Source organism: Methylobacterium sp. AC832 (assembly GCF_979256025.1).
In genome coordinates, this window is the sequence record NZ_CEEDMV010000002.1 from 571,930 (window position 1) to 598,608 (window position 26,679).

Sequence of the window (26,679 nt, forward strand, 5' to 3'; positions counted from 1 at the left end):
TCGAATATCGCCTGCGTGCCGGCCCCCATCGCGAAAACGGTCTCCCGTTTCCGGAAGGGTGTTCTCCCGGTAACCCATTGATACGCCTTAGAAGTTGGATGATTCCGATGCACCCCACCCCCCTGCCCTTCGGCCCCGGCCAGGAAAGCGTGTGGAATTATCCGCGCCCGCCGCGGCTGGAGCGCGTGGCCCGGCGCCTGCGCGTGGTGTTCGCCGGTGCGACCGTCGCCGACACGGTGGCCGGGTACCGCGTGCTGGAGACCAGCCATCCGCCGACCTATTACCTGCCCCCCGGCGATGTGGCCGATGGCGTGCTCGGGCCGCCCATCATGGCGGGGATCTGCGAATGGAAGGGCCGCGCCGTCGTCCACGATGTCCTGGCCGGCGGCCATCGGGCGCCGGGCGCGGCCTGGGCCTACCCGGAACCCACACCGGATTTCACGGCCATTGCCGGCTTCGTCGCCTTTTATGCCGGGGCGATGGAGGCCTGTTTCGTCGGCGACGTGAAGGCCGAGCCGCAGCCCGGCGGCTTCTATGGCGGCTGGATCACGCCGGAGGTCGTCGGCCCGTTCAAGGGCGGACCGGGCAGCATGGGCTGGTGAGTGCCACGTCCCGCGCTTTCCATGCGTTACGCGACGGCCCTTCGATGCGCCATGCGACGGCTCTTCGGCGTTTGACCGACAGCCGGCAAATACCGGTACCCATGGCGCCGAACGATGCTCTAAAGGCCGGGCTCAGGTTCGACGAGACGGCCGCGCGAGGGCGGTGAAGATGGAGAAGCGCGCATGCAGGACACCCCGGTACAGGACTTGCCCGTAACCGACCCGAAGGCCCTCGGTCTCTGCCCCGAGCGGCTCGAGCGGGTCGATGGCTGGATGCGCAGGCTGGTGGCCGAGGGCAAGCTCGCCGGCCTCTCGGTGATGCTGTCGCGGCGCGGGGAGACCGCCTTCTTCCGTGCCCATGGCCTGGCCGACATCGCGCGCGGCACTCCGTTTGCCGCCGATACGATCACCCGAATCTACTCGATGACGAAGCCGCTGACCTCGGTGGCGGTGATGATGCTCTACGAGGAAGGGCGCTTCCAGCTCGACGATCCGATCACCCGCTTCCTGCCCGAATTTACCGACATGCGGGTTTTCACCGGCGGCAACCGGGTGAAGGCCGAGACCGTGCCGGCCGAGCGCCCGATCACCATCCGCGACTGCCTCACCCATACGGCGGGCTTCACCTACGGCTTCATGGAGGCGACCCTCGTCGACGCGCTCTACCGGCAGAACGGCGTCGATTTCGGCGAGAACCAGGATGCGAGCCTCGCCGAGGTGGTCGCCCGGCTGGCGCGTCAGCCCCTCCTCGCCCAGCCCGGCGCGGAATGGAACTACAGCGTCGCCACCGACCTCCTCGGCCACCTCGTCGCGGTGGTCTCGGGACAGGATTTCGGCGATTTCCTGAAGACCAGGGTCATCGACCCGCTCGGCATGGTCGATACGGATTTCTACGTGCCCGCCGACAAGGTCTCCCGGCTGGCGGCCAATTACAGCCTGTTCCGCGACCGCAGCCTCAAGCTCTACGACGATGCCGTGGGAAGCCGCTTTTCCGCCAAGCCCGCGATCGCCTCCGGCGGGGGCGGCCTCGTCTCGACCGCGTCGGACTACATGCGCTTCTGCCGCTTCATTCTCGGGCGCGGCGCCCTCGACGGCGTGCGGCTCCTGGGCCGCAAGACGGTGGAGCTGATGCTAATGAACCATCTGGGCGGCGACCTCGCCTTGATGGGCCAGCCGCGCTTCTCGGAATCCTCCTATACGGGAATCGGCTTCGGGCTCGGCTTCTCGGTCATGCTCGACCCGGCGCGGGCGCAGATCGTCGGCACCCCCGGCGAGGTCGCCTGGGGAGGCTTGGCCAGCACCTCGTTCTGGATCGACCCGGCGGAGGATCTCGCCGTGGTGATGCTGGCCCAACTCATCCCCTCCTCGGCCCTGCCGATCAGACGGGAATTGCGGGTGCTGACCTACGCCGCGCTGGTGGAGTGACGGGGGTTCGGGCGAGGCATCGTCCCGGATCGGGGATCCGGGGCAGCGCGAGCCGGTATCGCCGGCGTGACGAAAGACCCATTTCGGCCGCCCCGGTGTCGAGGTCGCGCAGAGAGGTCAGCGGCAGAGGCTTTGCCGCGCGAGGCAGGGCAGCAGGCTGTCTTCGGGGAAGGGCAGCGCGACCTCCCCTGTCTTGGATTCGAGCCTGGAGATCGCCCATTCTCCCTTCGCATCGGCGACAGGCTCGATGAGCCAGCGTAGGGCGCGGACCTGGTCGCGGCCTCTCTCGGCCGGAAGCCGCGCCTCGACATATTGCTTGGACCACCACAACATGCCGGAGGTGGGGAAGGTGACCGTGATCTTCTGCCTGGCGGCCTCGCAGACGAGCTGACGGACCCGGAAGCTGTTGCCCGCTGCGGCTTTCGGCCTGATCGCGGCGTCCAGCAGGCCGGAGCCGCCGCCGGACGCCTTGAGGGCTTCCTGGCACCGGAGCTCGTCGCGCCGGGCGACCAAGGCGTGGTTTCCCTCCTGGCAGGCCTGGACGAGTGGCCTGAGACTCTCATGCGACGGAATCATGCCGCGCCCGCATTGCAGGATGGGCGAGGCCGCGACGTCCGACACAGGATCGGCGGCCGCGAAGGCTTTGTCGACTTCGCCCGTCGCAATGCGGACGGCCTCGGCCCGGACCTCGGCGACCTTGCCGTTGAACTCCGTGACGAGGGCCGCCGGCGGATAGATCCCGCGCACATCGCTTGTGCCCATCAGGAACCAGTTGTTGGCTTCCAGCCCTGCGAACGTCTTCGGTGCGGCCTCGATCCGCCCGGCCTGCTCTTGGAAGACCTGCCGGACGCTTCTCGCCACGTAGTCTTCCGCCATTCCGGTGCAGGTCTTGTGGAGGCGCGAAAGGGCCTCGTTGCCCCATTGCGTGCCGACGAGCCGGTCGCATTGCGAGCGAGCCTCGTTGAGGGGGAGGCTCTTGAGGCTCTCGCCGCCGAACACCTCCTGAAGCTCCCGAGCGGCGGCCTGCTCCATCTCGGTGCGACGGGTTTCGAGCGGGGCTCCGAGGAAGCGGTCATAGGCCATTCGCGACACGTCGTTTCGGCGGAGTTCGTCCCTGCTGAGCTGCAACCCGTTCGTGTCACGGAACGACGTCAGGGTCAGGGGAAGCGCGAGGAGACGCTCCCGCTCCTCGCGCAGCCAGAGGGCGGCCTTCCGGCGCTTCTCGATGTCGGGATAGGATTGAGACAGCAACCGCCCGATGGTCCTGCCGTCCTTGCAGGACTGGGCTTTCTGGAGAAGGTCCTCCGTGAAGGCACGGTCCCAGTATTCGACCGGTAGACCGACCGCCAATTCGAGCCGCTCGACGTCGATAGAGCCGAACGTCGCCATTCGCTCGCACACGGTATCCCCGGGCAGGGCCTCGAGCGGTCGCCCGCTCGCCGCGAGGCGGTCGGCGACGATGCGCAGGAAGTCCAGGGCTGCCTGGCGGGCTGCCCCGTTTCGGTCGAGCGACCCCTCGGGCGCCAGCGTGAGGCTCGTCACCGCACGCATTTCCTCGACGGCCCGATCACGGGCGTCCGGCGGTTCGACGGGAAGTTCCGCGAGCCGCTTGCGCTCGGCGCCGTAAAAGCGCCTCCAGAAGCTCGGCGCCGCCTCGGCATAGCGCTGGCGATAGGCTTGCTGGTCCAGATCCGGCAGCAGGTCGATCGGCGGGAGTTTCTGCTGTTCCTCGGCGACGGTCCGCACCGTTTCGACGGAGGGACGGGTCTCGCCAAGCAGACCGAAGAGACGATCCATGCGAGCCTTCGCGCTCTCGCTCCGGGAGAGCGTGAACGGCTCGCAATCGGATTGCGGCTTGCCCTGGCCGGTGAGCCACCGCCCCTGGAGGCTGTCGCCGTTCTGCCCGAATCGCACCGCGATCCAAGGGCGACCGCGCCGATCGACGAGGAGAAGACCACCATCCGTATCCTGACCGACCAACTCCAGCTTTTGGAAGGAAGACGCCGTCGTCTTGCGAAAGAAGACGTCGAATGACGATCCTTCCTGTCGGAATTCCCAGTCGTCCAGCGTCAACGCGCCGTTGCAAACATGGCTGCCATTGTAGAAGCCGGAATCGATTGCCTTGGCCTCCCCGGATAGTGCTCCGGAAATCGCAAGGATGACAAGGGATTTCAAGCTGAAATTCATGGATTGACTTGGATCTCCGCAATGCCGATCCATCGATCGACCCCTCTACAAAGGTCGACCGATGTCTTGGACAAGCAAAGTTTATGTCGAGCCTGCGGCGCACTCAACGTTTGGCCGAATGGGGCCCTGATCGATGGAAACAGACCGGCTCTGGGCGGTCGTTCCCGACCGGACGTGGCGCAGACGCGCAGCGTCCGGTGTCCCTCACACGATGAAGCCGGCCACGCGCACCGTCGGGCGCTCGTGGGTGGCTTCGTTGTCGAGGGTCTTGGCGATCGGTCGAGGGTCTTGGGGATCGAACGTCGGAGGTGCGGCTCCGGTGTAACTGCAGCCGGTCGGGCCTGTCGAAACCGCTACGTCGAGCGCCGAGTGATCCCGCTCGCCTCCTCCGCCGCGCGCCCGGTCCGGGGGACGTCCCCGGACGGCTCGAAGACGGTCAGGGGTGGCAGCTTCGCGATGATGCCGGTGGGCAGCGGCTCCCCGGCCAAGCGAGGGTTTGGATCCGCGGATAGGTCTTGTCGTGCAACCGGACTCCCGACGCCCGCTTACCGTGCGAACTCCCTGATCGTCAGGAGTTCGCACGGTAGCGGCACGATCCGGACGTGCAGGACGTCATCGAGCGGATACGAGCGGCCGTCGACCATTCCAACGACCCTCGGCCGGATCGAACGGTTCCGGCCGTCGTCTTACTCGGCCGGCTTGGCTGCCGGCTTCGGTGCCGTGGCGGCCGGTTTGGCGGAGGATGCGGCAGGCGTGCCGGCTCCCCCGGCCGGCGCGGCCTTCGGCGCCCATTCCGGATCGGAGCGGGGGCCGCCCGGGCTGTTGGTCGGGCCGGTGATCTGGCCCGGTGCCGTGTCCGTCACCTTGGTCCAGGCCTGCGACATGCACATGAACCGCAGCATGCAGCCGCGCACGGTGAGCTCGCCGGGCTTCTCGCTCCAGATCGTGACATCGTAGAACGACCCGTCCTCGGCGTTGTAGATCTTGCCCTCGTAATGGTTCTCGGCGTTCGGCTTGATGCCCATGATGAGCTGGTGGCCGAGGGAGGGGCGGGCCTGCTTCTTCGGGTCGGGATTCTTGAAATCGACCCGGGGCTGGCCCTTGTCGTTCAGCGGCACTTTCAGCCAGACGACGTAGCCGCAGACGTGATCGTTCTTGGCGCCGCATTTCTCGATGCGGACACGGGCTCGCCCGTCCTCGGTGAGCCAGGTTCCGCTCGGGTCGTTGGGAGCGGCCACGGCGAAGCCCGATATCGCGCTGAGCGCGAGGCCGGCCATCGGGGCCAAGAGGCGCCCGGCCATTGCCGAAATGGGTCGATACGTCATCCAGAAAAAATCCTTAACCCGCCCCGAAACGCAACCGCCCGTCCCTGTGCCGCCCATCCATACGGAGGCGTGACACAGGACGCGATGGCAGGAGCCGCCCATCGTCTGAAGGTCCCCGCTTCGGACGCGAAGGTGACCGGATCATGACCGGCTCGCGGCGTCCTAACGGAATTCGGGACGCGTGCGAGAGAATTCTTCGTGAGGTTCGGGAAGAGACGCCACCGTATTCGACACATGAGAAAGGGCCGGTGCTTCCGCACCGGCCCCGATCTCGCCCTTCGTGATGGAACCGACCTTGTGCCGAGCCTCTCTAAGCTTGACCGATCGGTCTCGCCCGACGGGTCCGGCGGCCGGCTGGAGCTTACTCGGCGGCGGTCATGCCGGAGGTGAAGTGACCGCACCAATCCTTCGAGGCCACCACCGGCCACAGGCCGGGCGACTTCGGCTCGGGCTGGCTCACCGGCGGGTTGTAGCGGCAGAGGCCCTGATCGGCGGCAGCCTGGCCGCCATTGATCTTGTGGTCGTCGAAGAAGCGGCAGGCCTCGCAAGCTGCGCTGGTGATCTGTGCCATCGGTCTCTCCAATATGTCCGGGCCGGCTCGGGACGCCCCCGATGCGCCTGCCCCTCAGTTGCTAATTAGAATAAGTCCAATCTGGCGTCAATGGTTCCTCGGACTACGGAAGGTCCGTTGCCGAGCACTGCGCCGGTGGAAGCGCCTGTGCCGGCGGACGTGATTCAGCGGCCGCGCGGCGGAGCCGAGGCTCGGGAAGTGGAGCCGGTGCAGACGCTTACGCTATCGGCAGTACGGAAAACGGGTGCCGCCAGCCGGCATCGGGCCCGGAGCGCGGGCTTCCTCGGCGGCGGTCGCTCGGAAGAGATGGGACATCCTGTCGCCTGCCTCGCGCCGGCGATGGAGAACTCGGCCGGGCCGGAGGACCGGCCTCAGGCGATGCCTGGGGTGTCGTCGTCCTCGTCGATCAGGCTCAGCGTGCGGAGGATCGCGAGGGCGACCATCTCGGCATCCACTTCGCCCTCGGCCGTGGCCGGCAGGATCGCCACGGTGCTGACTTCCTGCCCGGAGAGACGCCCGACGACGACCTTGTAGACCTCTCCACCGGGCGCGTCGTCGTCGCGCACGAGGCAGACGCGGTGATCGCCGGCCTCCCCGTAGACGCGCTGCGTCGTGACCTCGACCCGGTCGTCGTCACTGACGGGCTCGGGCCGACGCGGCTGACCGAAGGTCGGACGGATGATGTTGCTCATATCGACCCTCCCGGTCGCGTTGGCTCAGACGTCGAGATTGGCGACGCTGAGGGCGTTCTCCTGGATGAACTCCCGGCGCGGCTCCACCACGTCGCCCATCAGCTTCACGAACAGGTCGTCGGCATCCTGCGTATCCTTGATCCGAACCTGGAGCAGCGATCGCACCTCGCTATCGAGGGTGGTCTCCCAGAGCTGCTGCGGGTTCATCTCGCCGAGCCCCTTGTAGCGCTGGAGCTGCAGGCCCTTGCGGCCGAAGGCCATCACCGCCTCGAACAGGCCGACGGGGCCGTGTAGGACGGTCTCCTCGCCCTTGCGGGCATAGGTCACCGGCTCGCCGTAGATCTCGCGCAGGGCCTCGGCCCGGTCGGACAGGCGGCGGGCCTCCTGCGAGGCGATGAGCGAGGCATCCAAGGTCACGACCTGGCGCACCCCGCGCAGGGTCCGGCTGAGGATGTAGCCGCCTTCGCTGACGGAGCCTTCCCAGCCCTGCTCGATATCGTCGGCGATGACGTCCATGCGACGGGCGATCTCGGTGGCGCGCTTCGTCGCCTCGTCGGGGTTCTCGTCCACGTTGGTGCGGAAGGCCCCGGCGATCATGGCCTGTTCCACCGTGGCGCGGTCGTAGCGCGTATGCAGCGCCTGCATCAGGCCACGGAACTGGCGCGCCTCCTCCACCAGGGCCTTCAATTGCGGCCCGCCGAACTCGGCGCCCGATGCGAGCCGGAGCACCGCCCCGTCGACGCCGGCATCGATCAGGTAATCCTCCAGCGCCCGCTCGTCCTTGAGGTAGATCGCGGTCTTGCCCTTGGCAGCCTTATAGAGCGGCGGCTGGGCGATGTAGACGTAGCCGCGCTCGATCAGCTCCGGCATCTGCCGGAAGAAGAAGGTCAGCAGCAGGGTGCGGATGTGTGAGCCGTCCACGTCCGCATCGGTCATGATGATGATGCGGTGATAGCGCAGCTTGTCCGGGTTGAAGCCCTCGCGGTCGGTGGAGGAGCGGCCGATGCCGGCGCCGAGCGCCGTGATCAGCGTGCCGATCTCGGCCGAGGACAGCATCCGGTCCGCCCGCACGCGCTCGACGTTCAGGATCTTGCCGCGCAGGGGGAGCACGGCCTGGAAGTGGCGATCGCGGCCCTGCTTGGCCGAGCCGCCGGCGGAATCGCCCTCCACCAGCAGGATCTCGCATTTCGACGGGTCGCGCTCCTGGCAATCGGCGAGCTTGCCGGGCAGCGAGGCGATGTCGAGCACGCCCTTGCGGGTCACGGTCTCGCGGGCCTTGCGCGCCGCTTCGCGGGCGGAGGCCGCGAGGATGACCTTGCCCATCACGGATTTCGCCTGGGCCGGGTTCTCCTCGAGCCAGTTGGAGAGGCCCTCGTTGAGGACGTTCTCCACGGCCGGGCGCACTTCCGACGAGACCAGCTTGTCCTTGGTCTGGGACGAGAATTTCGGGTCGGGTACCTGCACCGAGATCACGGCGGTGAGGCCCTCGCGGCAATCCTCGCCGGTAAGGGTGATCTTCTCGCGCTTGGTGATGCCGGTGGATTCGGCATAGCCGGTGATCTGCCGGGTCATGGCGGCGCGGAAGCCCGCCATGTGGGTGCCGCCGTCACGCTGCGGGATGTTGTTGGTGAAGGGCAGCACGGTCTCGTTGAACGAGTCGTTCCACCACAGCGCGACCTCGACGCGGATGTTGTCGCGCTCGGCCCGGACGAAGACCGGCTTCGTCATGCCCTCGATCGGTTTGCGCGAGCGGTCGAGATAGCGCACGAAGGCCTCGATCCCGCCCTCGTAGAACAGCTCCTCGCGCTTGTGCTCGGCATGGCGCGCGTCGGTGAGGACGATGCGCACGCCGGAATTGAGGAAGGCGAGCTCGCGCAGGCGCTTCTCCAGCGTCGCGTAGTCGAACTCGATCATCGTGAACGTGTCGGTGGAGGGCAGGAACGACACTTCCGTGCCGCGCCGTCCGTTGCCGTCGCCCACGACCACCAGCGGCGACACCGCGTCGCCGTGGCGGAACTCCATCGCGTGCTCCTTGCCGTTGCGCCAGATGCGCAGGCGAAGCCATTGCGAGAGGGCGTTGACGACGGAGACACCGACGCCGTGCAGGCCGCCGGAGACCTTGTAGGAATTCTGGTCGAACTTACCGCCCGCATGAAGCTGGGTCATGATGACCTCGGCGGCCGAGACCCCCTCCTCCTTATGGATGTCGGTGGGGATGCCGCGGCCGTTATCGGACACTGTCACCGAGCCGTCGGCATTGAGGGTGCAGGTGACGACGTCGGCATGGCCCGCCAGCGCCTCGTCGATGGCGTTGTCCACCACCTCGTAGACCATGTGATGCAGGCCCGACCCGTCATCGGTGTCGCCGATATACATGCCGGGCCGCTTGCGCACGGCATCCAGCCCCTTGAGCACGCGGATGGATTCCGCCCCATAGGCCGTAGCCGCCAGGTTGCGGGAGGTGTCGTCGTCGGTCATGTCGGACATCAAGTTCCCCAGGCAGGCGGGTCTTTGCTTGATTTTCGTGCCCCGGCTCGGTCCCCGGGTACGCCTGCGATTCGTTCAGTGGGCTATATATAAGCGGTGCGTCTTGAAAATGCACCGCTCCAGCCCAGTTGTGGCGAACCGAGTCGACGGGGCGGCGGAAGACGTCCGATCGTCAGGCAGGAGGCGAGAAAGGCAGGCCGTTTCGGAGCCCGAACGAGCCGAACTCACCTCACGGCCCGAGCACCTTTATGAAAGCCGCACCCGCGCCGAAGAACGCGGCGCCGGCAGCCATACCCGAAAGGGCGATCTGCCACGGGGCGAGCATCCGATCTCGCGCCAGCTTCGATGCTTCAGCGGCAAGTTTGCTCTGCTCGGCAGCGAATTTGCTCTGCTCGGCGATCAGTTTGTGCTGCTCGGCGACAAACTTGCGGGTCTCTTCCTGAGCTCGCTCGATTCGGGCGCGCTGCTCCTCGAGATCAAACGGCACTGTGTCCGACATCGATCCTGGTCCTCGAACGTGCAGGCGATCCATGATCGTCCGCCGCTAGGATATGAGGTGGCGCCGCGGGGAGTGGCAAGAGACAAGAGCCGACAGTCTCTCGCCGCCCCACAGCGTAGTCACGACGGGGCCAGGCGATGACGCTCTCACCCATCTCCGAAGTTCACTCCTGCAGGAACGGATTGGTCATCCGCTCCTCGCCCAGCGTGCTCGTGGGGCCGTGGCCGGGAATGAAGGCGATGTCGTCGCCCAGCGGCAGGACCTTGTCCTTGATGGCGCGGATGAGCTGGTCGTGGTTGCCGCCGGGCAGGTCGGTGCGGCCGACCGAGCCCTTGAACACCACGTCGCCCACCAGGGCGAAGCGCGCGTCGCGGCTGACGAAGACCACGCTGCCGGGCGAATGGCCTGGCGCGTGCACGATGTCGAAGCCGAGCTCGCCCACGCTCACCGCGTCGCCCTCGGCGAGCCAGCGGTCCGGAATCACGGCGCGCGCACCGTCGATCCCGTAATTGGCCCCGGTCTCGGGCAGGGAATCGAGGAGATAGCGGTCCGCCTCGTGCGGGCCCTCGATCGGGACGCCGAGCCGCTCCCGCAATTCGTCGGCGCCGCCGGCATGGTCGATATGGCCATGGGTGAGCAGGATCTTCTCGATGGTGATGCCCTGGTCGCGGATCGCGGCCTCGATCCGGTCGAGGTCGCCACCGGGATCGACGACCGCGCCGATCTTGGTCTCGTCGGACCAGATCAGGGTGCAATTCTGCTGGAACGGCGTCACCGGAATGATACCTGCGCGGGGCGTGCCTGCCATCGGGACCGTGTCTCCGTTTCCGTGGAACTGCGTGTCTGAGGAGGCGCCCGTCCCCGCCGCGCGTTCGTTCGCGATCGGTGGGACGCCCGTGTCCGGTCCGCGTGTTTAGCTCATTTTCACGCGGAGGGGATGCCTCGCGTCGGCGATGTGCGCTTCCGGGGTCGCATGGGCTGAAAAGGCGTCTGGCGCCGGGCGTGTGGCGGCGCTAATCCCGTCGGAGGCTGCCGTCCCGGTCGAGGCTGCCGTCCTGGCAAATGCGACGGCGCTGCCAAATTTCGGCCTCGCCGTCACCCTAGACGGAGCCGCGCCGCAGATCGGCACGATCCGAACAGGCGGGCCGATCTGACTTTTCAACGCGGCCACCTTCACGCCAGACGGGGCAGTCCCTTGCGCACATGCTGAAAACCGCCTTCGTCGCCGCTCGCGACAGGCAGCGCCTGAGCGAGATCGCCGCTGTCCTGATCGGATTCGGTGTCACCAAGGTCGTGGAGCGCCTCGGCCTCGGCCATCTGGCGCGGTTCGCCAAGCGCCGCCGGCCCCACGTTGACGTGGCCCGCCTGTCCCAGCCGCAGCGCGTGCGCCGCGCGATCGAGGCCCTGGGGCCGACCTTCATCAAGCTCGGCCAGATCCTCGCCAGCCGGCCGGACCTGCTGACGCCGGAATGGACGGAGGAGCTGGAGAAGCTCCACAGCCAGGTCCGGCCGATCGCCTGGGACAAGATCCGGCCGCAGCTGGAGGCCGATCTCGGGGCGCCGCCCTCGGAGATCTTCGCCGAGTTCGACACGGTGCCGTTGGCCGCGGCCTCCATCGCCCAGGTCTACCGCGCCCGTCTGATGTCGGGCGAGGAGGTGGTGGTGAAGGTCCTGCGCCCCGGCCTGCGCAAGATCATCGAGGCGGATCTGCGTCTCCTCGCCCATGCCACCCGCATCGTGGTCGACGAGTGGCCGGAATTCGGGCGCTACCAGCCCCAGGAGCAGATGCGCCACCTCGCCGCCGGTCTCTACGGCGAGCTCGACCTCGTCAACGAGGCGCGCAACTGCGAGACCATCGCGGCGATCTTCGCCGACCGGGACGACATCGTCATCCCCAAGATACACTGGGAGTTCACCTCCGAGCGCGTCCTCGTCCAGGAATTCATCCACGGCATCCCGCCCAACGACCATCCCCGCCTCGACGCGGCTGGGATCGACAAGGTCAAGGTCGCCCAGAAGGGTACCGACGCCTTCCTCAACATGGCGCTGATCGAGGGCGTGTTCCACGCCGATCCGCATCCCGGCAACATGCTGGTGATGCCGGGAAACCGCATCGGCTTCATCGATTTCGGCATCATCGGCCGCCTCTCCGAGCGTCGCCGAACCCAGCTCCTCATGCTGATCGGCGCCATGCTGAAGGAGGATTCCGATGGGCTGATGGCCGTCCTCCTCGACTGGACCGGATCGAGCAACCCCGACCTCACCAAGCTCGAGACCTCGTCCCAGGCCTTCATCAACCGCCATGCCGGCTCGGTGCTGAACTTCGGTGACCTCCTCACCGATTTCATGACCATGGCCCGCGAGAACGACCTCGCCATGCCCACCGACCTCGCCATCTTGTTCAAGGGATTGGTGACCGCCGATGGCGTGATGCGCCATCTCGACCCGAAATTCGACCTCTTTACCGCCGCCGGCCCGACGGTGAAGAGCAAGCTCGCGTCCCAGTTCTCGATCAAGGGCATCACCCGCAAGGTCGAGGCGGTGGGAGCGGGCCTGTTCGGAGCGGCCTCCGAACTGCCCACCCTGATTCACCTCATGCTGGTGCGCCTGAAACAGGGCCGCGTCACCGTCGAGATCGAGCTGAAGGGCATCGAGAAGCTCACCCGCGGCATCGAGCGCGCCGCCGCCCGCATCGCCGTGGCGCTCATCGTGGCGGCCTTCGCGACGCAGCTCGCCCCCCGCTTCATGGATCTCGGCACACCGGCCTTCATCACGGTGGGCGCGATGGTCTGCGTGATCGGAATCGGCTGGCTCGTGCTGCTGGGGCGGAACAAGTAGGCGGAGCCTCGGCGCAGATTTCCTTTAGGTTGAAAAATGGCGTGATGTGACTACCTCAAGTTTGCTGTTGGATATGTGCGGCAAACGGAAAGGATTCATGCATCATGGCTGATCGTGCAGTGAGAAAGACGGGAAAGAATTCTCAGGGAGATATCACCTCCCTTTGCAATGATGGCGATTTCTGGTCACCACGTTCCAAGCTGGATGCCATCGACGACATCGAACGAGGGATTCATACCTATTACGTTCCTTGGACGAACGGGCGGACCGAGATACGGGTCGTACAGGGATCGAACGGGAAATACCTGCGCACGGATCGCGATCAGACCACCCGAAACAACTTGGACGATCTTCCGGATTGCTGATCCGAGTTCAGGGTCCAATAGGGCATTCTCGCCGAGCGCGGCAGGCAGGATCGATGGTGTCCGCCGCGCTCTCGGCCTGAGACAGGCCTTCACCCAACCCGTCGCTTCAGCGGCGCGTCGAGGCCGCCGAGGCGGAACCAGTGGTAGCCGTAGCGCTCCATCATCAGGCAGTGCCGGCCATCTTCACCCGCCTCGCTGCGACGGCCAGTGAGGAGATCGACCAGGACACGGCCCTCCGGTCCCTCTACCTCCGGTGAGAGGGAGATTTCCATCGGCGTTCCGCTGAGGTTGTGGACACAGAGCACCGAGTTGCCCTCCCAGTCGTAACGGATCGCCAGGATCGCGGGTGAGGCCGTCTCGATCACCGCGAAATCGCCCCAGCCGATCTCCGGCACCTCCTTGCGGGTGCGGATGACGCTCTCCATCCAGTTGAGCAGCGAGCCGCGGTCATGGCGCTGGCTCGCCACGTTCACGTGGTCGAATCCGTAGGCGCCGCTCCCGATCACCGGCAGGGTCGGGGTTTCGCTCTTGGTGAAGCCTCCTTGCGCCTCGGCATTCCACTGCATCGGGGTGCGGGCGCAGTCGCGTTCCTTGAGCGAGAGGTCGTCGCCCATGCCGATCTCGTCGCCGTAGCGCAGCACCGGCGTGCCCGGCAGGGTGAACATCAGGGAATAGGCTAGCTCGATGCGCTGCTGGTCGCCGCCCAGCATCGGGGCGAGACGGCGCCGAATTCCGCGGTCGTAGAGTTGCATCCCCTTCTCCGGCCCGAACGCGGCAAAGACCGCCTGCCGTTGGGTCTCGGTGAGGCGTCCGAGATCGAGTTCGTCGTGATTGCGCAGGAACACCGCCCATTGCGCCGAATCCGGTCGGTTCCAGGTCTTGCGCATGGCCTTGGCGAGGGGACGGCCGTCGCCGGAAGCCAGCCCGTAGAAGAGAGCCTGGTTGACCTGGAAGTTGAACAGCATGTGGAGCCGGTCGGCATCGTCGCCGAAATAGTCGAGGTCCTTCTTCGGCAGGATGTTGGCCTCGCCGAGAATGATGGCGTCGCCCTGCCGCCATTGCAGGAACTCGCGAAAATCCCGCAGCATGTCGAATTGCTCTTCGGGCTCACCCGTGACCTCGGGTCCCTTCTTGGCAATGACGAAGGGCACCGCATCCATGCGGAAGCCTGAGACGCCGAGCTGGATCCAGAACCCCATGATCTTCTGGATTTCGGCCCGCACCGCCGGATGGGCGGTGTTGAGATCGGGTTGGAACGGCATGAAACGGTGGAAGTAATAGGCTCCCGCCTTGGCGTCGCGAGTCCAGGTCGTGGTCTGGACGCCGGGGAACACCATGCCCTCGTCCGCATGCGGCGGCCTGGATTTCGACCAGACGTACCAGTCGCGGTGGGGGGAATCCGGGTCCGATCGTGCCGACTGGAACCAGGGATGCTGGTCCGACGTGTGGTTGACCACCAGATCGATGAGGACGCGCAGGCCCCTCTGCTTGGCCGCGTGGGTAAAAGCGACGAAGTCGCCGAGCGAGCCGTAATCCGGGTCGACGCCATAGTAATCGGTGATGTCGTAGCCGCCGTCGCGCTTCGGCGAAGGCTGGAACGGCATCAGCCAGATCGCCGTGATGCCCATGCCCTGCAGGTAATCGAGCCGGCGCTCCAGTCCGACGAAGTCGCCGATGCCGTCGCCGTTGCCGTCGAGGAAGGACCGGACGGACAGGCAGTAGACGACCGCGTTCTTGTACCAAAGGTCCTTGATCATGCGACGCAGGTCTCCGGAGGGCCGCGCCGGCGGGCGCATCCGCCTGCAACGTCGCCGGGGACGGAAGCGTTGCGGGAGGCCGGTCCGGTGCCGGTCTCCTTAAATCAGCCGCCTTGTGCATCCCATCTTGGGCTGAGTGCGTTGCGGCTGCCGATCCTGTCGTCCGTGCCCTGTGACGCGTCCTGGATTTCGGTGCCCGCTCCTCGATGAACATCATCCTGATCAAGCTGTTCGCGACGGCGCTGACGCTCAGTCAGGTGACGACGCGGCCGGATGCCGTGAAGACGCAGTTCGATCCGGTGGCCGACAAGGGCCAAGTGGTGCAGATCCTGCGCGACGGCTGCGCCCATATGCGGAAAGCCTTCGACATCGAGGACATCAACCTCGACGAGCTGATCTCCACCGCGATGGAGGACCCCTCGGCCATCGCCGGAGCCTCCGCGCCGAAACTCCTGCACGGGCTCGATATCGGCGAGCTCAACACGAGCTACCGGCAGTTCTGCAAGGGTGAGAACCCGGCGAACTCGCCCTTCGACGCGGGTGAGGTGATCGCCTTCTACAACAAGGCCGTGGCCGACCTGCCCTCGGCCCAGGACCTGAAGGACCGCAAGCTGCCCGGCGCCAGCCTGATCCTCGACGGGGCGGGCAAGCGCTACGCCGAGGCGTTCGAGGCCAATGGGCGCCGCCTCAGCGTGCCGATCTCCGACGTGCCGGTGATGGTGCAAAAGGCGTTCGTGGCGGCCGAGGACAAGCGCTTCGAGACCCATAAGGGCATCGACGAGCGCGGCGTCATCCGGGCCTTCATCGGCAACCTCGCCTCGCCGGGGCGGCCGGCCGGCGGCTCCACCATCACTCAGCAGGTGGTCAAGAACCTGTCGGTGGGCGACGACGTCACCTACGAGCGCAAGATCCGCGAGATGATCGTGGCCTCGCGCCTGGAGCGGATCCTCGGCAAACCGCAGATCCTCGAACTCTACCTCAACGGGATCTATCTCGGCCGCGGCTCCTACGGGATCGAGATGGCCGCGCGGAGCTATTTCGGGAAATCGGTGGGGCAGCTCACCGTGCCGGAGGCGGCGCTGCTGGGCGGCATGCCGAAGGGGCCGAACTTCTACAATCCGGACAAGTATCCCGACCGCGCCAAGGAGCGCCGCGCCTATGTGCTGGCGCGGATGAAGGACGAGGGCGTCATCACCGAGGCGCAGCTGACCGAGGCGGCCAACGCGCCCCTCGGGTTGAAGCCGATCGAGACCACGCGGCGGGATTCGGGGTTCTACTTCGTCGATCACCTCACCCGCGAGGCGCGCACCTTCGCGGGCATCGACTCGCTCACCTCCGCCTCCCACGTGGTCCGCTCGACCATCAATGCCGGCCTCCAGACCGCCGTGGAATCCGCCCTGCAGGACGGGCTCGCCACTTACGAGCGCGCCACCGGGCGCCAGCGCTACGAGGGGCCGGAATTCAACCTCGCCGACAGCATCGCCAAGCTCGGCGGGGCGACGCCCGCCGTGGAGGGATCGGTCCAGTCGGTGCCGCTCGTCGTCGGCGGCGAGGCGAAGCCCAGATCGGCCACGGACAAGTCTGCTGCCGCGAAGTCCGCGCCGGCGGCCGCCGGGCCGAAGCCGCTGGCGCAGAAACCCGTCTGGCAGCGTGCCCTGGAGAGCGCGCGGCCGGTGCTCTACGACGTGCATTGGCCGCTCGCCGTGGTGCTCGAATCCGGGCGCGGACCGGTGAAGGCGGGGCTCGCCGACGGGCGCATCGTCAGCCTCGATCCCGGCATCGCCAAGGGCCGTCTGCAGACCTACGACGTGGTGCGGGTGAAGCTGCGCGACCCGAAGGCTAAGGCTCTCCGCGCGGAGCTGCGCGTGCGCCCCTCCGTCCAGGGCGCGGCCCTGGTGCTGGAGAACCGCACCGGGCGCATCCTCGCCATGGACGGGGGCTTCTCCTACCCGCTGAGCCAGCTCAACCGGGTAACGCAGACCGTGCGCCAGCCCGGCTCGACCCTGAAGCCGCTGACCTATCTCGCCGCGCTGAACGCCGGCCTGCAGCCCAACACCCTGGTGATGGATGCCAGCGTGACCCTGCCGCCCATCGGCGGCGTCGGCCAGTCCTGGAGCCCGAAGAACTACGATGGCGGCGGGTCGGGCGCGACGACCCTTCGGCGCGGGCTCGAATTCTCGAAGAACCTCGTCACCGCGCGCCTGCTCCAGGGCGGCATCGCCGATACACCGCCCGCGAGCCTCACCCGCGTCTGCGACCTCGCGCTCGAAGCGCAGCTCTATGCCGAATGCGAGCGCTATTATCCGTTCGTCCTCGGCTCGCAGCCGGTCCGCATGGTCGATCTCGCTGCCTTCTACGCGGCCGTGGCCAACGAGGGCGCGCGGCCGGCGCCCTACGCGCTGGAGGCGGTGGAGCGCGACGGCACGGTTCTGTACAAGCGCGAGCCGAAGGAGCCGGTGCGGATCGGCTCGGCCGACAGGGTGGCCTTCTATCAGCTGAAGACCATGCTGCAGGGCGTCACCAACCATGGCACGGCGGCGGCCCTCGCCCGCTTCTCCGGCTCCATCGCCGGCAAGACCGGCACGTCCGAGAACGAGAACGACGCCTGGTTTGCCGGTTTCACCAACGAGATCACCATCGTGGTCTGGGTCGGCTATGACAATGCCGACGGCACCCGTCGGACCCTGGGACGTGGCCAGACCGGCGGGCATCTCGCGGTGCCGATCGCCGGCACCATCCTGCAGGCCGCCTGGGCCAACGGCGTGGCGCGCACTCCCCTCGCCCCGCCCTCCCCGGAGGCGAAACGTGACCTCGCCGACCTGCCCATCGATCCTCGCAGCGGTGAGCGTGTCGCGGGGGGCGGCTTTCTCGAGCATTTCCGGCTGAGCAACGGTCGCGTGGCCGACACGCAGTACCAGTTGCTGCCGCGCGAGGTGCAGACCGCCATGCGGCCGGATTCCGAGGACGGCGACACTGGCGGCCTCGACGACGGCGCCGACGTGGTGGGCGACCTGTACGGCAACCTCACCACCCGGCGCGGGGCCGAGCCGGACCCCCTCGACCCCTTCGGCGAGAGGCCGGCGCAGCCGCGCGGCCGCCGGGCGCAGGGGGATGGCTATGGTTACGAGGGGGCGCGGAGCCCGGCATGGCCCGGCACCCAGCGCTCGCCCTTCGGCGAGGACGAGCCTCCCCGCGCTCGCCGCCGCGATCCCGACTACCTGTTCGGCGACGACCCGCGCTACTGAAGGCGCGGATCCCCCCTTCATCAGCAATCGAGGCCCCGACGTGAAGACGCAGCTTCCGGCGACACGTGTCCTTGTCCAGATTCTCAGCTTCCTGCCCGTCCTGGCACTCGGCCTCCCCGCCTCCGCGCAGGAAGGGATGAAGGTCCAGGTCCCCGCCGACCGGATCAAGGAGGTTCCCGCCATCGAGCCGTCGGGCCTCGCCGCCCTCAAGCCGGGCACGATCCTGTTCACCGACCACCGGGACAATCCGGCGAACCCCGAGAGCGGCCTGACGCCCTATCTCGAATGGCGAAAGCTGCGCCCGGCCGAGCAGGCGGCCCTGGCGCCCTACCCCGCCTATGCCGAGCCCGATTACAGCGTGACGCTCAACGGCGTCTCGAAGCAGCGGCACGAGACCCTGAAGGTCTATGTGGCGCAGGGGCGGTTCGTGGTGGCCAAGCCCGCGGAGTCCATCGACCTGTCGGCCTTCGCCAATCTCGGCTTCGTGTCCAAGATGGACCCCGTCATCAAGCACAAGACCCTGAGCCCCGCCGAGGTGACGCCGACCAAGGACCCGGCCGCCGCCTTCGCCCGCCGCCCGGACCGGGCCTGGTGCGAGGGCGCTGCCGCCTGCATCGAATCCCGCTACGACCTCGAGGGCAAGCTGCCGCTGGGCGTGAAGCTCGCCAACAAGCTGGAGGACGGCGCCTCGAAGAAGGTGGCCGAGTTCGTCTCGTTCCAGAGCGAGCTGCGGACCCTGCCGGCGGCCGAAGCGGCTTCGCTCGCGGCGCTCACGCGGGTCGACACGCCGGTGGCCGGCGGCCTCGAACAGACGATCTTCTGGGTCAACCAGATCCTGCGCTTCGGCAAGTTCCTCGCCGTGTTCCAGCCGATGCCGAACGACCCGGGCAAGACGGTGGTGACGACCTACATGGCGCTGGCGATCAAGGCCGATGTCCTCGACCGCAAGCAGGAATATGCCCGCGTGCCGGTTCTGAAGAACCTGCTCCCGGCCCAGGTGCTGATGGGCAATTCGTCCTTCAACACCGGCACGTCGATCAGTGCCGGCCTGCCGACCTATGCCCGCAACCGCACGATCGCCTTCGCGGACGCCCTGGCCAAGAACTGAGTGGCGAGTGTCGGAGCCTGTTCGATTGGATTTTTCGACGGATTTCCATTCCAGAATCGATCATCCAATCAGACCTCCTCATCCTGAGGTGCCCGCATCAGCGGGCCTCGAAGGAGGCCTCCAGTGCTCGCGTGATCCCTGGAGGGCTCCTTCGAGGCCGCTCCGCGGCACCTCAGGATGAGGTAAGGCCTTGGACAAGCAAGGCGAGCAGGCTCTCAGTTGCCGCGGCTGACGATGGAGGGCATCGACGGGGCGGTGTAGGCGCGGTTCACGTCGCGGCGGGTCTGCGTGCCGTTGGTGTCGTTGGAGCGGCGGAAATTCTCGGTGCTGAAACTGTCCGAGAAGCCGCTGCGGTCGGCGCTGTTGCAGGCCCCGAGGGCACAGAGCAGGCCGACGGCGAAGAGGACGGGGATGGGACGCATCGGAAGTTCCTGGGAGTCTGGTCCGGTTGGACCGATCGGGTCTTTCGTGGTGCCGGGTTGGCCCTCGCGTCAAGCACAAGGATAACGAACCGTCTCAGCTTACGGGCAGAGTGATGTTCTCGCGCCACGAAAACGCTCACTACGCTTGACGGCTTTCGGGCATGGGGGCCGCAATCACTCGGATTTAGCCTCCTTGGATCTGGTGCTCGGGCCGGCCTTGGGCGACACCTTGTCCAACATGAGCAACGTGGTCCCCTTCTCCCGCCCCCCCGCCGCCGCACCACAGATCTCCAATGTGGTCGCCGTCGCCGACGATCTGTTCGCCGCCCTGGAGCTGCTTCAGGGCGTCGCCCACCGTGCCGCCGCCATGGGCCGTCCCCGCAGGGAGATGGAGCTCACCGTCCGCAACCTGCGCGAAGCGGTCAGCGCCGTGGAACGGGCACTCGACTGCATCGGCGAAGGCGACGAGGCCGGCCAGGGCTGAACCGACACCGCGCCCGAGCGTGATGCGCGCGGGTGCCGTCTTGCCTACGGCTACGGCATTCTACATTTTTCGCGGGAAGCGCCGTCCCGCCCTCCTCCCCCTTGTGGGGAGGAGTTGGAGGTGGGGGTGGTTGGGCGACCCTGATGCTGCGGAGGCTGGCGCAGCCACACTCGAATCCGCCGCGACGACAAGATTTTTCGCTACCTTCGTCAACTAGTGGACAGACGCCTTGGCGGTGATAAGCTAAGCGCGAGACAGAAGGTGAACACAGCGCATCAGATGCTCCCGTCGACAGAGTCCTTCATCGAAGGCAATCTCCTGCTGAAGGCGCTGTCCCGGGAGGATCGCGGGCTTCTCATGCCGCATTTCGAGCCGACCGTCGTTCGGCGCGGGGAGGTTCTGTTCTCCGTCGGGTCCCGGGTCTCGTACATCTCCTTTCCCTGCGATCAGACGGTCATCAACCTGATCGTCTCCATGCGTGACGGCCGGAGCGCCGAGACGGCCACGATCGGCCGGGAGGGCGCCGTGGGCGGCGTCGTCAGTCACGGCAGCCTTCCGGCATTCAGCACGGCCCTGGTGCAGATCGGCGGGCCGGTCCTCAGGCTCGATGCCGCGAAATTGCAGGACGCCAAGCTTCGCTCGACCACGCTACGCAACCTCTTCACCCGTTACGCCGATTGCCTCCTCGGCCAGGTGCTGCAATCCGTGGCGTGCAACGCCCTCCACCCGATCGAGGAGCGATGCCTGCGCTGGCTGCTGACACTGCAGGACAGGATCGGCACCGAAACGCTTCCCGTGACCCACGAACTCCTGGCCAACATGCTGGGCGTGCAGCGGACCTACCTGACCCGGATCCTGCGCACCCTGCAGGTACAGGGGCTGATCGAGGTGGGGCGCGGCCGTATCACCATTCTCGACCGGGCCAAGATCCAGGAGGCGGCCTGCGAGTGCCATGGCGCCGTGGTGAGCCATTTCGAGACCGTGCTCGGGGCCGTCTACGATGCCGACGGGCGGATGCTCTTCGTCGATCCTCCGACGCAGCCGAGCCAGGACGATCCCGTCCCGGCAGCGGCTGTCTGAGGCGGCATCGCTCGATGTCCGCTTGGGGGGGACGAGGCTTTCCGATCCCGGGCACAGGTGCCGGGTCAAGTCTCCGATCCGAGTTCGATGCTGCGTGGATGGGGAGGATCTTGCGAAATCTCATTGCGAGACTTGTTCGTTGCGTGGTCCGACTGCATTTCATGTGACGGCGATCGACGGAATCAGACCCGCATCCGATGACCACTGCGAATGTACCTCCACCCCTCCGAGGGAGTCGTCGCGATCTTCCTTCGCCGGTAAGGACGGCGGCCGGTGGTATGACCGACGGTGCCGTTGGCATCGGCGATGGTGCCGCCTCCCTCGATCGGTGGTCGACCGACGAGCGCTATCGCCTCGTCGCAAGGGCGACCAACGATGTCGTCTGGGATTGGGACCTGCTGCGCGACGCCATCCTGTGGAACGAGGCGCTCGAGACGTCCTATGGCTGGCGGCCTGCCCATATCGGTCCCGGCTCCGACTGGTGGCTCGGCAACATCCATCCCGATGACCGCGCCATCGTCTCCGCCGGGCTGAATGCCTTTCTCGACGGAGGCTCGGACAGGTGGAGCTGCCAGTACCGTTTCCTCAAGGGAGACGGGGCCTATGCCGATGTGCTGGACCGCGCATATCTCGTCCGCGATGCTTTGGGCGCGCCGGTGCGGATGGTCGGCGCGATGCTCGACGTCACCGTCAGAAGCCAGTTGGAGGCACAATTCCGCGCGGTCTTCGAGGGTGCCAATATCGGGATCGTCCAGTTCGATCCCCGCAGCGTCCTGGCGCTCAGGGTCAACGCCAAGCTCTGCGAGATCTGGGGTGCGCCGGAATCCGAGATCGTGGGTCGCTCCCTCGCCCAATGGACCCCCGCCGAGGATGCGGATGCGCGCGACGACCTGCATCGCCGCCTCGCCACCGGCGAGACCCTGCAGGACCGGTTCGAGAAGCGCTACCGGAGACGCGACGGTCGGATCATCTGGGCGAGGGTGAACCTCGTCTCCCAGACCCTGGGTGACGCCGTTCACGCCATGGCGATGATCGAGGACATCACCGAGGAGAAACGCGCGGATGCCCGTCGCGAGGCGCTCATCAGCCTGGGCGACCGCCTGCGTGAATTGCGCTCGAACGCCGATGTCGTGGCCATGACGGCGGAGATCCTGGGCCGCGCCCTCGGGGCGACGCGGGCCGGCTACGGCATGGTCGACCTTCCGGCGGGGCTGGTGACGGTGGCGCATTCCTGGTCCTCCGACGGACGGACTTTTCCGAGCCGGACCCTGCGGCTCGAGGAATTTCCCGCGAGCATCGCCGGCCTGCGGCGCGGCGAGATCCTCGCGGTGGACGATCTCGCGACCTCCCCCGACCTCGATAGCGATGCGGAACTCTACATCGCGGAGGGTGTGCAGGCGGTGATCTCCGTCCCCCTGCTCCAGCGTGGTCGCCTCGTCGGCGTGCTCTATGCGACGGAGGCCTCGCCACGCTCTTGGACGCCGCACGAGATCGCCTTCGTCCGCGAGGTGGCGGAACGGGCCTGGAGCAGCCTGATCCGGATCGAGGCGGACGAGCAGCAGCGGATTCTCAACCGCGAACTCAGCCACCGCATGAAGAACACCCTCGCGATGGTTCAGGCGATCGCCTCGCAGAGTCTGCGCAACGTCACCGATGTGGAAGCGGCCAAGCATGCCTTGGCCGCGCGCCTGATCGCCCTCGGGAATGCCCACGACATCCTGCTGACCGGAGAGCGCGAGAGCGCCGCCATCTCGACGATCCTGCAGAGCGCCCTGTCCCTTCACGACGACCAGCAGCCGGGGCGGTTCGATCTGTCGGGGCCCGAGATCGTCATCGGCTCCAAGGCGGCCCTGTCGCTCGCCCTGATGATGCACGAACTCGCCACCAATGCCGCCAAATACGGCGCCCTTTCCAGGCCGGACGGCCGCGTCGTCGTGGAATGGCGGGTGGTCGCGGTGGGAGACGACGACACGATCCACCTTGTCTGGTCCGAGCATGGCGGGCCACCCGTGAGCCCCCCGACGCGGAAGGGCTTCGGCTCACGGCTCATCGAACGCGGGCTCGCCGGCGCCGTCGGCGGCGAGGTCTCCCTCGCCTACGAGCCCGATGGGCTGATCTGCCGGGTCGTCGCGCCCCTCGGCGGATTTCAGACGAGCGTCTAGGGCGTTCTGCGCCGAACCGGATGGCGGTTCGGCGAGCAGGAGCGCGGCAGACGAAGGCCTGGAAATGCGTGCCGACCCACCGCGGTCGGGTGCCGCTCCAGCAGAGGAGCGTGTCCCACTTCCATGGTGCGTTCGGTCGCGAGAGCTTGGCGAGCGTCCGCCCGAGCGCGGAATTCGGCGCCGATATTGTAGCTGTACGCTTTTTGTTCTAGCTGGGTGGCGGATATGCGTGGCGTGCGTCTTGCCCGCCCGGCCCGTGCGCCCGACATGGCGACCGGTGGCGGGACCGTTGTCTTCGACCTCGCCGCATGACGTCCCGGAGACGATCCCAGCGCGTCGTCGCCGATCTTCCTTTCCGCCAAGTCCTGCCTTTCCGCCAAGTCCTTCCTTTCCGCCAAGTCCTGCCGCCGAAGAGACCCAATGGCCAAAGCAAAAGCCGCCGCCAAGACACCACGGGGCCTGAAGAGCCAAGCGGCGCAGGCACAGGAAGAGAGCGTCGAGGCGCGGATCGAGAAGCTGTTCGAGGGAAGCCCCGACCGTCGCGTCATCGCCGTGCGCGGCGCGCGCGAGCACAACCTCAAGAACATCGATCTCACGATTCCGCGCGACAAGCTCGTGGTCTTCACCGGCCTGTCGGGGTCGGGCAAGTCCTCGCTCGCCTTCGACACGATCTATGCGGAAGGCCAGCGCCGCTACGTCGAATCGCTCTCGGCCTATGCCCGACAGTTCCTCGAGATGATGTCGAAACCCGACGTCGATCAGATCGACGGGCTCTCGCCGGCCATCTCCATCGAGCAGAAGACGACGTCGAAGAACCCACGCTCCACCGTGGGGACCGTCACCGAGATCTACGATTACATGCGCCTGCTCTGGGCGCGGGTCGGCATCCCCTACTCGCCCGCCACCGGCCTGCCGATCGAGAGCCAGACCGTGAGCCAGATGGTCGACCGGGTGCTGGCCCTGCCGGAGAAGAGCCGGCTCTATCTCCTCGCCCCCGTGGTTCGGGGCCGGAAGGGCGAGTACCGCAAGGAGATCGCCGAGTTCCAGAAGAAGGGCTTCCAGCGTCTTCGCATCGACGGCGAATACTACCCGATCGACGATGCGCCGAAGCTCGACAAGAAGCTCAAGCACGATATCGACGTGGTGGTGGACCGGCTCGTGGTGCGGGCCGACATCGCCGCGCGTCTCGCCGATTCGTTCGAGACCGCCCTGGAACTGGCAGACGGTATCGCGCTGATCGAATTCGCCGATCCGGCCGAGGGCGAGACCATCACCTTCTCGTCGCGTTTCGCCTGCCCGGTCTCCGGGTTCACGATCGCCGAGATCGAGCCGCGCCTGTTCTCGTTCAACAACCCGTTCGGCGCCTGCCCGACCTGCGGCGGCATCGGCCACGAGATGCGGATCGACCCCGAACTGGTCATCTCCGACGTCAAGCTCAGCCTCAAGCGCGGTGCCGTCGGCCCGTGGGCGAAATCGACATCCCCCTATTACGGCCAGACCCTGGACGCCCTGGCGGGGCATTACGGTTTCAAGACCACGTCGCCCTGGTCGGACCTGCCGGAGACGGCGCACAAGGTCATCCTCTACGGCTCCGGCCGCGAGTCGATCCGCTTTGCCTATAACGACGGCATGCGCGCCTACGAGGTGAACAAGCCGTTCGAGGGCGTCATCCCGAACCTGGAGCGGCGCTACAAGGAGACCGAGAGCGACGCCTCGCGCGAGGACATCGCCCGGTTCATGAGCGAGACCCCTTGCGCCTCCTGCGGCGGCAAGCGCCTCAAGATCGAGGCTTTGGCGGTGAAGGTCGCCATGCAGGATATCGGCGACGTCACCGCGCTTTCCGTGCGCGAGGCGCATCGCTGGTTCTCCGAACTGTCGGAGAAGCTGACGCCGAAGCAGAACGAAATCGCCTTCCGCATCCTGAAGGAGATCCGCGACCGGCTAACCTTCCTGGTCGATGTCGGCCTCGACTACCTCACCCTGGCGCGCGGCTCGGGCTCGCTCTCGGGTGGCGAGAGCCAGCGCATCCGCCTCGCCTCGCAGATCGGCTCCGGGCTGACGGGGGTGCTCTACGTGCTCGACGAGCCCTCCATCGGCCTGCACCAGCGCGATAACGAGCGCTTGCTCGGCACGCTGAAGCGCCTGCGCGACCTCGGCAATTCCGTCATCGTCGTCGAGCACGACGAGGATGCGATCCTCCAGGCCGATTACGTCGTCGATGTCGGCCCCGGTGCCGGCATCCATGGCGGGCAGATCATCGCCCAGGGCACCCCCGAGGAGGTGCTGAAGAACCCCGCCTCGCTCACTGCCAAGTACCTGACGGGCGAGATGAGCGTGCGGGTGCCCACAGCCCGGCGCAAGACGAAGAAGGGCAAGCTCACCCTCGTCGGCGCGCGGGGCAACAACCTGAAGGATGTGAGCGTCGAGATTCCGCTCGGAACCTTCACCTGCGTCTCGGGCGTCTCGGGCGGCGGCAAGTCCACCCTGATCATCGACACGCTCTACAAGGCGGTCGCCAAATCCCTCAACGGCGCGATGGAGCACCCGGCCCCGTTCGAGCGTCTCGACGGGCTGGAGAATCTCGACAAGGTCATCGATATCGACCAGTCGCCCATCGGGCGCACGCCGCGCTCCAACCCGGCGACCTATACCGGCGCCTTCACCCCGATCCGCGACTGGTTCGCCGGATTGCCGGAGGCGAAGGCGCGCGGCTACCAGGCCGGCCGCTTCTCCTTCAACGTCAAGGGCGGGCGCTGCGAGGCCTGCTCGGGCGACGGCGTCATCAAGATCGAGATGCACTTCCTGCCGGACGTCTATGTCACCTGCGACGTGTGCAAGGGCCGCCGCTACGACCGCGAGACCCTGGAGGTGAAGTACCGCAACCATTCCATCGCAGATGTCCTCGACATGACCGTCGAGGAGGCGGCCGACCTGTTCAAGGCCGTACCGACGATCCGCGAGAAGATGGAGACCCTGGCGCGGGTCGGCCTCGGCTACGTCAAGGTCGGCCAGCAGGCGACAACCCTGTCGGGCGGCGAGGCGCAGCGGGTGAAGCTATCGAAGGAACTCTCCAAGCGTGCCACCGGCCGCACCCTCTACATCCTCGACGAGCCGACCACCGGCCTTCACTTCCACGACGTCGCCAAGCTCATGGAGGTGCTCCACGAACTCGTGGACCAGGGCAACACCGTCGTGGTGATCGAGCACAACCTCGAAGTCATCAAGACCGCCGACTGGGTCATCGACATGGGCCCCGAGGGCGGCGATGGCGGCGGAATCGTCGTGGCCGAAGGGACGCCAGAGCAGATCGCCAAATCGAAGGCGAGCCATACCGGCCGGTTCCTGCGCGACGTGCTGGCCCGCCGGCCGCTCGCCGAGGCGACCGCCAGCGTAGTTGCGAAGGGCCGTAGCGCGGCGGAATAGGCAGTCT

Annotated in this window: 20 protein-coding genes; 10 read left to right on the forward strand and 10 right to left on the reverse strand. The window is 66.9% G+C overall.

Annotation, left to right across the window (positions count from 1 at the left end):
* Positions 1-107: 107 nt before the first annotated feature.
* On the forward strand, positions 108-602 hold the full coding sequence (locus AC0IXR_RS09865; protein ID WP_471760574.1) for a DUF427 domain-containing protein: 495 nt from the start codon (positions 108-110) through the stop codon (positions 600-602).
* Positions 603-785: 183 nt separating this feature from the next.
* Positions 786-2,027, forward strand: coding sequence for a serine hydrolase domain-containing protein (locus AC0IXR_RS09870; RefSeq protein ID WP_471760575.1), 1,242 nt, complete (start codon positions 786-788; stop codon positions 2,025-2,027).
* Between the two features lie 117 nt (positions 2,028-2,144).
* Here the strand turns inward: AC0IXR_RS09870 and AC0IXR_RS09875 are convergent, their stop codons facing one another.
* The 8 genes from AC0IXR_RS09875 to AC0IXR_RS09910 all read right to left on the reverse strand — a co-directional run bounded on the left by AC0IXR_RS09875 (position 2,145) and on the right by AC0IXR_RS09910 (position 10,596).
* Positions 2,145-4,214 (reverse strand): hypothetical protein, encoded by a 2,070-nt coding sequence (locus tag AC0IXR_RS09875; RefSeq protein WP_471760576.1) that lies wholly within the window; start codon positions 4,212-4,214, stop codon positions 2,145-2,147.
* Positions 4,215-4,567: 353 nt separating this feature from the next.
* The gene (locus tag AC0IXR_RS09880; protein ID WP_471760577.1) at positions 4,568-4,702 is read right to left on the reverse strand and encodes a hypothetical protein; all 135 of its coding nucleotides are present in this window, start codon (positions 4,700-4,702) and stop codon (positions 4,568-4,570) included.
* Positions 4,703-4,900: 198 nt separating this feature from the next.
* The gene (locus tag AC0IXR_RS09885) at positions 4,901-5,539 is read right to left on the reverse strand and encodes a DUF2147 domain-containing protein (RefSeq protein WP_471760578.1); all 639 of its coding nucleotides are present in this window, start codon (positions 5,537-5,539) and stop codon (positions 4,901-4,903) included.
* Between the two features lie 361 nt (positions 5,540-5,900).
* Positions 5,901-6,110: a hypothetical protein gene (locus AC0IXR_RS09890; RefSeq protein ID WP_056433285.1), complete on the reverse strand. Its 210-nt coding sequence runs from the start codon at positions 6,108-6,110 to the stop codon at positions 5,901-5,903.
* A gap of 371 nt (positions 6,111-6,481) precedes the next feature.
* Entirely contained in the window at positions 6,482-6,802 is a 321-nt protein-coding gene (locus AC0IXR_RS09895; protein WP_043764525.1) for a hypothetical protein, read from the reverse strand.
* 24 nt (positions 6,803-6,826) lie between these two features.
* Positions 6,827-9,280 carry a DNA topoisomerase (ATP-hydrolyzing) subunit B gene (gyrB, locus tag AC0IXR_RS09900; RefSeq protein WP_056433715.1) on the reverse strand — a complete coding sequence of 818 codons (2,454 nt, stop codon included), beginning with the start codon at positions 9,278-9,280 and terminating at the stop codon, positions 6,827-6,829.
* Positions 9,281-9,518: 238 nt separating this feature from the next.
* Positions 9,519-9,788, reverse strand: coding sequence for a hypothetical protein (locus AC0IXR_RS09905; RefSeq protein ID WP_311273941.1), 270 nt, complete (start codon positions 9,786-9,788; stop codon positions 9,519-9,521).
* A gap of 163 nt (positions 9,789-9,951) precedes the next feature.
* Positions 9,952-10,596 (reverse strand): MBL fold metallo-hydrolase, encoded by a 645-nt coding sequence (locus tag AC0IXR_RS09910; RefSeq protein WP_207411461.1) that lies wholly within the window; start codon positions 10,594-10,596, stop codon positions 9,952-9,954.
* A gap of 395 nt (positions 10,597-10,991) precedes the next feature.
* Here AC0IXR_RS09910 and AC0IXR_RS09915 point away from each other — a divergent pair, with 395 nt between their 5' ends.
* Both AC0IXR_RS09915 and AC0IXR_RS09920 read left to right on the forward strand, forming a co-directional pair.
* Positions 10,992-12,626, forward strand: a complete 1,635-nt coding sequence (locus AC0IXR_RS09915; RefSeq protein ID WP_461233918.1) for an ABC1 kinase family protein — start codon at positions 10,992-10,994, stop codon at positions 12,624-12,626.
* 104 nt (positions 12,627-12,730) lie between these two features.
* Complete coding sequence (locus tag AC0IXR_RS09920) at positions 12,731-12,991, forward strand: DUF3892 domain-containing protein (protein WP_471760579.1); 261 nt, start codon at positions 12,731-12,733, stop codon at positions 12,989-12,991.
* Between the two features lie 89 nt (positions 12,992-13,080).
* Here AC0IXR_RS09920 and AC0IXR_RS09925 read toward each other — a convergent pair whose 3' ends face one another.
* On the reverse strand, positions 13,081-14,748 hold the full coding sequence (locus tag AC0IXR_RS09925) for an alpha-amylase family protein (protein WP_471760580.1): 1,668 nt from the start codon (positions 14,746-14,748) through the stop codon (positions 13,081-13,083).
* A 206-nt stretch (positions 14,749-14,954) separates the two neighbouring features.
* On the opposite strand from AC0IXR_RS09925, the gene AC0IXR_RS09930 reads away from it, so the two are divergent.
* Together AC0IXR_RS09930 and AC0IXR_RS09935 are read left to right on the forward strand one after the other, a co-directional pair.
* Positions 14,955-17,993, forward strand: coding sequence for a penicillin-binding protein 1A (locus tag AC0IXR_RS09930; protein ID WP_471760581.1), 3,039 nt, complete (start codon positions 14,955-14,957; stop codon positions 17,991-17,993).
* Between the two features lie 40 nt (positions 17,994-18,033).
* Complete coding sequence (locus tag AC0IXR_RS09935; RefSeq protein WP_471760582.1) at positions 18,034-19,101, forward strand: hypothetical protein; 1,068 nt, start codon at positions 18,034-18,036, stop codon at positions 19,099-19,101.
* Between the two features lie 215 nt (positions 19,102-19,316).
* Here the strand turns inward: AC0IXR_RS09935 and AC0IXR_RS09940 are convergent, their stop codons facing one another.
* Positions 19,317-19,523: a hypothetical protein gene (locus AC0IXR_RS09940; RefSeq protein WP_056433311.1), complete on the reverse strand. Its 207-nt coding sequence runs from the start codon at positions 19,521-19,523 to the stop codon at positions 19,317-19,319.
* A 238-nt stretch (positions 19,524-19,761) separates the two neighbouring features.
* On the opposite strand from AC0IXR_RS09940, the gene AC0IXR_RS09945 reads away from it, so the two are divergent.
* From AC0IXR_RS09945 to uvrA, 4 genes are all read left to right on the forward strand, one after another.
* Positions 19,762-20,007: a hypothetical protein gene (locus AC0IXR_RS09945; RefSeq protein WP_056433718.1), complete on the forward strand. Its 246-nt coding sequence runs from the start codon at positions 19,762-19,764 to the stop codon at positions 20,005-20,007.
* A 279-nt stretch (positions 20,008-20,286) separates the two neighbouring features.
* Positions 20,287-21,087 carry a Crp/Fnr family transcriptional regulator gene (locus AC0IXR_RS09950; protein WP_056433314.1) on the forward strand — a complete coding sequence of 267 codons (801 nt, stop codon included), beginning with the start codon at positions 20,287-20,289 and terminating at the stop codon, positions 21,085-21,087.
* Between the two features lie 278 nt (positions 21,088-21,365).
* Positions 21,366-23,249, forward strand: coding sequence for a PAS domain S-box protein (locus AC0IXR_RS09955; RefSeq protein WP_471760583.1), 1,884 nt, complete (start codon positions 21,366-21,368; stop codon positions 23,247-23,249).
* 420 nt (positions 23,250-23,669) lie between these two features.
* Positions 23,670-26,672 (forward strand): excinuclease ABC subunit UvrA, encoded by a 3,003-nt coding sequence (gene uvrA, locus AC0IXR_RS09960; protein WP_207411456.1) that lies wholly within the window; start codon positions 23,670-23,672, stop codon positions 26,670-26,672.
* The last annotated feature ends 7 nt before the right edge of the window (positions 26,673-26,679 follow it).